This window comes from Halobacillus sp. BBL2006, assembly GCF_000786645.1.
GTDB lineage: Bacteria > Bacillota > Bacilli > Bacillales > Halobacillaceae > Halobacillus.
Genome location: NZ_JRNX01000168.1, coordinates 1 through 6,052 on the forward strand (window position 1 = coordinate 1; position 6,052 = coordinate 6,052).

Here is a 6,052-nt window from a genome sequence, read left to right on the forward strand (position 1 = left end):
TTCTGCTTTTGTATCCACAGCAGGCACAGGTGGAACTGTTACGGGCACGGGAGAAGAATTGAAAAAGCATTTTAAAAATATGACTGTACACGTCGCCGAGCCTGCAGGGTCTCCAGTCCTTTCAGGAGGAAAGCCCGGCAAGCACAAACTTGTCGGTACTAGTCCTGGCTTTATCCCTGACATCCTGAATCAAGAGGTCTATGACGAAATTTTTCAAGTCACCGATGAGGATGCTTATGATATTACAAGGCGTTTAGCTCGAGAGGAAGGCTTATTGCTAGGCACCTCTTGCGGGGCAGCTTGCTGGGCCGCTATTCAAGTAGCTGAGCGTAAAAAGCCCGGAGAGGTTGTCGTTTGTATTGCACCAGATACAGGGGAACGATACTTATCAGGAGACCTATTCCGCTATTAATAGTAAAAGGAGTCCGAATTCGTTCGGACTCCTTTTTATTCGATAAATTCCTGATTCGTTCTCGGCTTTAATATCGTGAACAATTGATAATTGCGCCGCTTATCACGGAGGCCTTTCTATAATCGATACATATCTCTAAATCGCAAATGCCATCCTAAGTGATAAGACAGAACCCTTAACAAGATGATGCTGATGAAAAGAAAGTAAGTCTGCCATGCACTATCAATGTTAATGATCCCGACACCGATCAGTAACCCAGACAACATGGCCCATACGGCGTAAATTTCCTGGTGCAATACCATCGGACGTCTTTGGGCGAGAACATCTCTCGTTACGCCTCCTCCTACTCCAGTTAAAATGGAAGCGAAAATTACTCCGCCTAGAGGAAAGTTGTTTTCAATCGCAAACGATGCACCTTGGAGAGCAAAAGCCGAGAGCCCGATGGCGTCTAAGTAGATATTCCAGCGATCCCAGGACATCACCCAGCTCTTAGGGAAAAAATACACGACGGCAATGGTCCCGAAAGCTACATACAATAAATAACCTTGCTCCCAAACATGGACCACCGGGACATCCAAAGCGATATTTCTAATGATGCCTCCTGCGAAAGGTGTGGCAATTCCTAAAATAAATGTGCCAAATATATCATAGCGTTCATTCAAAGCGACAATAGCCCCACTGAACGCAAATGCGCTTACAGCTAATATATTAAGTATTTCCCAAGTCATGTAAACAACCTCTTTCTACAAAAACCAGTTATACTAGTTTTTACCGAAATTATCAGACTGATTGATTATAACAGAAAAAAATAGATAGATTAGGAATTGTTTAGGTCATTTGCTAGACTCCTAAATATAGGAGGTCGCCCATACTTATTTCATTCTCTTTCCATTGAGTTGCAAACTGCCACAAGGATTATGATATATCTAGTACGAATTATTTATATGTACATTAAGTAAAGTAGGATGTGGAAAAAATGAGAAGATGGCTAATTCAACTACGCAAAGAACAACAATTAACCCAGCAGCAAATCGCAGACGGGGCTCATATCGATCGAGCCTATTACGCCCAAATAGAAAATGGCACACGCAATCCCAGCATGGCCGTCGCATCTCAAATTGCTTCTTTTCTGCATATCAACCCTTCCTTATTTTTTTCCGAGCATTTGAGTGAACCCTTCGAGATCGCTCTAGCGAATTCGCCAATTATTGTGGCCCATTGTGACCTTGAACTTCGGTACACTTGGATGTTCAACCCCCACCCTGATTTTAATATTAATTCAGTGATAGGAAAACGGGATGATGAACTAGATGTAAATGAAGGTACGCTTGCACTAATGAAGTTTAAAAGGAAAGTGATCGAAAGCGGAGAAGCCCTGAGAGAAGTAATTGCCTTCCCTTTGTCCGAAGGTTTACTTTACTATGACGTATTTGGTCAGCCAATGTTCAACCAACAAGGGGAAATTATAGGAGCAGCTACCGCTTCCACACAACAGTCATAGAAAAGGGGGCCTCCTGGTGATTGTAAGTAAATTAACCTATAAGGAATTGATATCCACGCGTGAAAAAGCTGTAGAATTAAAACTGGATACAGAGTTTATTCGATTGCTCGAAACGGAAATCACAAAAAGAGAGGTACATAAGCCCTCTAATCAAAGAATAATCCCCTCCTGAACGCCGAGTGTGTTTCTAAGCGTATGCTTCTCTAAAACAATGGGTAAACCATCTGTAAGAGAGGTGTTCTATATGAAACATAACTTTTGGATTATGCAGCAGTCTTGGGAGGATTTAGTCTTTATTCATTGGCCCGTACCTGTAAAATTGTTAAGACCCTTTGTTCCAAGCCCGTTCGAAATCGATCAGTTTGATGGAACGGCTTGGATTGCAATCGTTCCTTTCCATATGAACCATATTCAATTCCGCGGCATCCCTCTGATTCCTTTCCAAAATCGCATGCTCGAATTAAATGTCAGAACCTATGTCAAATATAGGAATGAAACTGGAGTATATTTCTTCTCACTAGACGCCGATCATCGATTTGGGGTCTTTTTGGCTCGGACATTATTCGGCCTCCCGTATTTGAATGCTCACATGCGCATGGAGAAACACCTGGATCACCTACTCTATATGAGCAGAAGAGTCCACTCTGGGTATGAACAAGTCCACTTTCATTGCAGCGTTTCAATAGATTCCCCTCTCCCCCCTTCAAAACCTGGTTCTTTGATTTACTGGCTCACTGAGCGGTACGCTCTATGGGCCGTAAGAGGATCAAAAGTTTATAAAGGACCGATCCTCCATCAGCATTGGAACCTACAGAAAGCAGAGGCTGAAATAATGACAAACCATTTACTCGATTTCCTCCCTGCTCCGTTGCTCACCCATGATCCGATCGTCCATTATTCCCAATCATTAAAAACACGTATTTATCCTTTTATTAAAATGCAGTGAATTATCTCGATTTCCAAGTATTTGACATAAACTAAATAACGAATTATAATTATCTTGAATTCGAGATAATTAGGAGGTTGAAATAATGGAAATAAAAGGCATACACCATGTTTCAGCTATAACAGCTAACGCTAAAAAGAACCATGATTTCTATACAACTATTTTAGGGATGCGGCTAGTGAAGAAAACAGTAAACCAGGATGATCCCTCTATGTATCATTTATTTTATGCCGATCGCCAAGGCAGTCCTGGCACAGACTTGACGTTTTTTGAAATCCCTCGTGCGGGGCACACATACCCTGGAACGAATAGCATTTCAACTACATCCCTTCGTGTCAAAAATGATCGTGCCCTGGAGTACTGGAAAGAAAGATTAGAAAAATTCGAAGTATCCCACGACTCCATTACAGAACGATTCGGCAGAAAAACTCTGCCATTCAGGGACCATGAAGATCAACGACTTATGCTAATATCTGATGAAAATAACCAGGGCGTTGGAGCGGGCGTGCCGTGGGATAAATCACCTGTACCACAAGAAAATGGAATCACTGGCCTTGGTCCTGTTCATTTGACCGTTCCTGATGCCGAACAAACAAAGAGAGTGCTGGAAGATATTTTAGGTTTCCGTGAAAAAGCAAGACATGAGGAGACAGTTGTATTTGAGACAGGGCTAGGGGGCACAGGTGCAGAAGTACATTTGGAAGAACGTTCGGACTTATCAAGAGAACGTCCTGGAAGAGGAAGTGTTCACCATGTTGCCTTCCGAGTTGAGAATGAGCAGGAATTGGAACAATGGCAAAAGATCATTCAAAAGAACGGATTTCCGAACTCCGGTTTAGTGGATCGATACTATTTCAAGTCACTTTATTTCCGTGAAGCGAACCACATACTATTCGAACTCGCTACAGACGGTCCTGGTTTTGCTACTGATGAAGCCCCTGATCATCTTGGAGAAAGTCTCGCGTTGCCTCCTTTTTTAGAGAAAGATCGCGGAAAAATTGAAGACTCCTTAACTCCTCTTGAAACTCATTCTAATTAACAAAAGCTACGACCTTTTTCGGTCGTAGCTTTTTTAAAAATGTTATCCTTCTAGCCGGTTTTTCACCCAGTTGATTAAACCGCCCATCTGCATGATTTCTATTTGGCGTGGAGAAAGAGCATGCTCGAGTTTCAACTTCTTATTTTTCCCTTTCACTTCGGCTTCTACGGTACTGGATTGTTTAATACCATCCCGTAAGCCTTTGAACACCAATACGTCACCTTGCTCAAGATCATCAAGATCGGATTCATTAACAAAAGTTAATGGAAGCACTCCAAAGTTCGCTAAGTTCTGCCAGTGAATACGAGCAAAATCCTTCACAATAGCAACACGGAGCCCTAAATATTTCGGAGCTAATGCTGCGTGTTCACGACTGGACCCTTGCCCGTAGTTGGTACCGGCCACTACCGCATGACCACCTTGATCACGAATATCCATTGCTCGATCATAGTAGGTATCATCAACAATTTCAAATGTGAATTTACTGATTTCAGGAAGATTACTTCGATACGGAAGTACTCTTGCCCCTCCAGCTAGAATTTCATCAGTTGAAATGTCATCTCCCATCTTGAGGAGAATTGGCAATTCCATATCATTCGGTAGTTCATCCATTTCAGGTATGGAAGCAACGTTTGGACCTTTTACTAAATCTACGTTCTTAGCTTCTTCAAAAGGAAGTGGCTCATCCAAAAGACGTGTATCGACTGTCGGTTTATCCAATTCTTGCACATTTGGATAAGAAAAATCAGCTTTTCTTGGATCAGTAATTTTCCCGTTTAAGGCTGATATTGCAGCTGTTTCCGGACTGCATAAAAAGACGCTGTCCTCTTTTGTACCAGATCTTCCTGGAAAGTTCCTTGGGGTTGTACGCAAGCTATTGCGTCCTGTGGCAGGTGCCTGCCCCATTCCGATACAGCCATTACAACCTGCCTGGTGCAGCCTTCCACCAGCCTGCAGGAAATTAGCGATATGGCCATTCTGGGAAAGGTCGATTAACATCTGACGCGATGTCGGATTCAAATCAAAGGAAACTCCATCTGCGATATGACGCCCTTCCACAATTTTCGATGCAATCGCAAAATCGCGATATCCTGGATTTGCCGATGAACCAATATAAGACTGATAGATAGGTTCTCCCTCTACTTCTTCTACAGGAACGACATTTCCAGGGCTTGATGGTTTCGCTACCATTGGTCCAATTTCAGAAAGGTCGATTTCATCATAGACATCATAAGTGGCATCACCATCCGCTTTTAATTCAATCCAATCCTTTTCACGTCCTTGCAGGGTCATAAAGCGCTTCGTTTCTTCGTCTGAAGGAAAAACCGTCCCCGTAGCACCTAATTCAGCACCCATGTTTGCAATAACGTGACGATCCATGGCTGTCAGATTTTTAAGTCCTGGTCCGTAGTATTCAAAAACATGATTAACGCCGCCTTTTACTCCATGTCTTTTCAGCATTTCAAGAATGACATCTTTTGCACTAACCCAATCTGGAAGCTCTCCAGTGACCTTTACTCCCCAAACTTTTGGCATTTTAACGTAAAAGGGCTCTCCAGCGATGGCCATAGCAACATCAATTCCACCGGCCCCCATTGCAAGCATCCCCATACAGCCGTTTGCACAAGTATGACTATCCGAACCCAGCAGTGTTTTTCCTGGCGTTGCAAGCCGTTGCATATGGACAGGGTGACTCACCCCATTGCCTGGACGACTGAAATATAATCCAAACCGCTTGGCAGCACTTTCGAGAAATAAGTGATCATCCGGATTTTTACTGTCTTCTTGAATTAAGTTGTGGTCCACATACTGGGCAGAAGCTTCTGTTTTTGCACGCTCAATCCCCATAGCCTCAAGCTCCAGCATAACCATTGTACCCGTTGCATCTTGGGTTAATGTTTGGTCAATTTTTAAACCGATTTCAGACCCCGGGGTCATTTCCCCTTCTACTAAATGATCTTTGATCAGTTTCTGTGTGACGTTATAACTCACACGAAATTCCTCCTTCTGAACGAGTTATTATTGATGCAGATATCCTGAGGTTATAAACTTTTCCTATACCTTTTATACCCCTAAATCCTCCTGTTTACTCGTACATCTGGATAATCCTTGCTAATCAGAACAAAAGCGCAAGCGCCTGACTTAGTTATTCAA

7 protein-coding genes are annotated in these 6,052 nt (G+C 42.8%); 5 read left to right on the forward strand and 2 right to left on the reverse strand.

Features of this window, described 5'->3' with window-relative positions:
- A partial coding sequence (locus LD39_RS06020) for a pyridoxal-phosphate dependent enzyme (protein ID WP_035543977.1) occupies positions 1-412 on the forward strand: 412 nt, incomplete at its 5' end.
- A 116-nt stretch (positions 413-528) separates the two neighbouring features.
- Here the strand turns inward: LD39_RS06020 and LD39_RS06025 are convergent.
- Positions 529-1,140, reverse strand: coding sequence for a trimeric intracellular cation channel family protein (locus LD39_RS06025; RefSeq protein ID WP_035543979.1), 612 nt, complete (start codon positions 1,138-1,140; stop codon positions 529-531).
- A gap of 248 nt (positions 1,141-1,388) precedes the next feature.
- On the opposite strand from LD39_RS06025, the gene LD39_RS06030 reads away from it, so the two are divergent.
- The 4 genes from LD39_RS06030 (at position 1,389) to LD39_RS06040 (ending at position 3,898) form a co-directional block, all read left to right on the forward strand.
- The gene (locus LD39_RS06030; protein WP_035543982.1) at positions 1,389-1,913 is read left to right on the forward strand and encodes a helix-turn-helix domain-containing protein; all 525 of its coding nucleotides are present in this window, start codon (positions 1,389-1,391) and stop codon (positions 1,911-1,913) included.
- A gap of 16 nt (positions 1,914-1,929) precedes the next feature.
- The gene (gene sda / locus LD39_RS22005; protein WP_231572518.1) at positions 1,930-2,085 is read left to right on the forward strand and encodes a sporulation histidine kinase inhibitor Sda; all 156 of its coding nucleotides are present in this window, start codon (positions 1,930-1,932) and stop codon (positions 2,083-2,085) included.
- A 72-nt stretch (positions 2,086-2,157) separates the two neighbouring features.
- Positions 2,158-2,859, forward strand: coding sequence for a YqjF family protein (locus LD39_RS06035; protein WP_035543985.1), 702 nt, complete (start codon positions 2,158-2,160; stop codon positions 2,857-2,859).
- Positions 2,860-2,944: 85 nt separating this feature from the next.
- Complete coding sequence (locus LD39_RS06040; protein WP_035543987.1) at positions 2,945-3,898, forward strand: ring-cleaving dioxygenase; 954 nt, start codon at positions 2,945-2,947, stop codon at positions 3,896-3,898.
- Between the two features lie 42 nt (positions 3,899-3,940).
- On the opposite strand, the gene LD39_RS06045 is transcribed toward LD39_RS06040, so the two are convergent.
- Positions 3,941-5,890, reverse strand: coding sequence for an aconitate hydratase (locus LD39_RS06045; protein ID WP_035543989.1), 1,950 nt, complete (start codon positions 5,888-5,890; stop codon positions 3,941-3,943).
- Positions 5,891-6,052: the final 162 nt, after the last annotated feature.

What these genes read in the sequence shown, in the direction of transcription:
- LD39_RS06025 (WP_035543979.1), bottom strand. Translation starts at nt 1,140, where the DNA reads ATGACTTGGGAAATACTTAATATATTAGCTGTAAGCGCATTTGCGTTC.
- LD39_RS06040 (WP_035543987.1), top strand. Translation starts at nt 2,945, where the DNA reads ATGGAAATAAAAGGCATACACCATGTTTCAGCTATAACAGCTAACGCT.
- LD39_RS06035 (WP_035543985.1), top strand. Translation starts at nt 2,158, where the DNA reads ATGAAACATAACTTTTGGATTATGCAGCAGTCTTGGGAGGATTTAGTC.
- LD39_RS06030 (WP_035543982.1), top strand. Translation starts at nt 1,389, where the DNA reads ATGAGAAGATGGCTAATTCAACTACGCAAAGAACAACAATTAACCCAG.